2 protein-coding genes are annotated in these 2,518 nt (G+C 38.8%); both read right to left on the minus strand.

Going from position 1 to position 2,518, the window contains the following annotated elements:
* Positions 1-103: 103 nt before the first annotated feature.
* Positions 104-1,111, minus strand: a complete 1,008-nt coding sequence (locus AB4371_RS21880) for a PIN domain-containing protein (protein WP_102360595.1) — start codon at positions 1,109-1,111, stop codon at positions 104-106.
* A gap of 42 nt (positions 1,112-1,153) precedes the next feature.
* Entirely contained in the window at positions 1,154-2,203 is a 1,050-nt protein-coding gene (locus tag AB4371_RS21885) for a DUF2971 domain-containing protein (RefSeq protein WP_102424545.1), read from the minus strand.
* Positions 2,204-2,518 lie beyond the last annotated feature (315 nt).

A 2,518-nucleotide genomic window follows, 5' to 3' on the forward strand; every position in this document is an offset into this window, starting at 1 on the left:
ACCTCAGGTCGCACGGACAGGAATGCATTAGATATAAAGCTCTAACACGATCCCTTTGGTGAGAAAATATATGTTGAAACCTTAGGTGTTGAGTTAGTACATCTTAGGTGTCTAACATATCCCATTCATCACCTAACACCCAACGTAATGCTGACAATTTTCCATTAATCATGCCCCACTCAAAGTCGCTCCAAGGCCCTACATTGTCATAGGAGTCTTCAACACGTTTTGCAGACTTCATAGCACCTTTAAGGATATCCTCGTGAATGACATTATTGCCATATCGTTCAGTACCCTCAGAAACAACTTCGATTTCGCCATTTTCAATGCCCCACATGCGATTCTGGTGCCTGTTATACCAAACTTTATCGACTAGCTCGTCCATCGCATCGAGGATTTCTCTTAGACCTCTGGTTTCCTCTGTGTAGTCATACTCAAATTCAATACCATCTAAAAAATCCTCGTCAATTTGATTAATTGCTGATGCTAGATTATTAAAATAGAGAACATTCGTATCATTAAAAATATTACCAAAATCAGAATGTGGTTGGCGGTGATCCTTTGCAGAAAAGTCATTGTGATTGTGGGTTATGAAAAAACAGCAAGCTGACTCACTATCTACACCCTGCGAGAACTCATAAAATTGTTCGATGATGACCGCATCTGCTACAGAGTTTTTACTAATGTGAAATGGTGCTCTTTTATCTAAGCCACGCTGAACTGTGGCTACTTTAGATCGTTCACTAATACTGATTTTTTTTGCTGATTCGATGAGCTTTTCAACCCTGTGAATGGTCACATGATTGGCATCAGTTAACAGTGGCAAACGCGCATTGATGTCATTTAATACATCTATTGTTTCCGCTTGTTTATCGTCTGCAAACTCACTTACTACTGCTTTGACTTGTTTAAATTCTTGGGACAGCCTTTTGGCAGTTTTGTTTGCTACATCTTCCTTGTTCCTCTCGTACTCTTCGACAACTAGGTCGGTAACCACAAGTGTAATCACACCCGATGTAACCAACTCTTCCAGTGCAGAAACCAAAGGAAGGTCATGCTTTTTTGTCGAAATGTCTAAAAGAACACAGGTATCAAGAAAAATATAAAACATAGCACCTCTAATATGATTAATTTCTGCTAATAAAGTATCGTGCTACACAACGAGATCACTGATCTCAATGTTGCCATAAATATTGTGTTTGGCTACGCGCAACTTTAGATGAGACAAGTTTTCATTTTTCCTAACCAGTTCCGTAATAGTAGATTTGTCAAATTCGCTCATACCGTAACCAAAAATGATAGATTCAAATGCATCAAACGGTATTCGTTTGAGGTTGATTTCAGGGTAGCTCTTAAGAATAGGGGAGAGTTCATTAGGTAATTCAGCGCCAAAGTCTGGTTGTACTAATAGCCCTACTTTCTCTTCGCAAAACATAAGAGGGCATACAATTCGAGTTTCATCTTCAGAAGACCATTGTTTAGCTTTCGAATATAGCAGTCGTTCCGAGAACTCAATTACATTAATACCATTGCTACTAAGAGATTGCAGAACTCCTAATGGATTACCTAAATCTGCAACATGGAAGTTTTTCAACGGAGCACCATTCATTCTCATCATACCTTTATAATATGTAAGAGAAGCTCTTTTATCTGGAGTATAACTAACATCTTTCGGGGGGAGTTGGTTGAAAAACGCATGATCCTCATTGAAAGTAACAGCTAGTCCCTTACCTTCACTAGCATAATGTGTCCACATAAGTTCATTTGTGTCAGATTTTGACAGGGATAAAATCCCTAACTGGCAGCTTAATGCCTCAACTAAAAATGAGTTAACTCTTCCAGCCGTTTGAGCCAGTTGCTCCCGATCATAATCTTCCATTGAGTTGAAGCCTTCTTGATCTAGCATATGCGGGAAATGGTCTCCATATCGAGAGCCACACGGTTTTAGGAAGAAGTTTTCTAATTCTTCATTTGATGGGACATAGGAAGGATCTGTTTGCATTTTATCATGTTCTTTTTTTGCCCATGCATAATCCGCTGGTGAAAACTCATTAAAATATGGCCATAGTCTCGCCTCACTTCCTTTATCATTAAGGTATTTAGGCTGAGTCATGCGAAATAAACCGTTTGATATAAATTCTACTCTTGGTGACCAACTATTGGTTCTATTGTCGAAAACCAAACCATAATACTTTACAAGCATTAGTACTCTCCAGTCATGTAAGCCCACCTATGCGGCGCTGAGCTACCTTCCACACACATAATGCGCCATCTTTTATATGCTTGCAATTTACAATCAGTCCGTCACTTGAATCAAAAATTCATGAATTAGAATGCAGTAAAACCATTTAGTGCAACAGAAACCCATTACACACCTTCAGATAACTTTTTATAAGGCAAAGTCACACTAACAGGTGATGAATGAGTATTTACTCTGAATGTTTTTGGGGCATTTTCGTGATAGAAAGTACCGTGAGTAAGAATTCAGATTATGAAGATTTTGTCGAGTAGACGACAC

This window comes from Vibrio sp. 10N.261.51.A3 (genome assembly GCF_041471965.1).
GTDB lineage: Bacteria > Pseudomonadota > Gammaproteobacteria > Enterobacterales > Vibrionaceae > Vibrio > Vibrio crassostreae_C.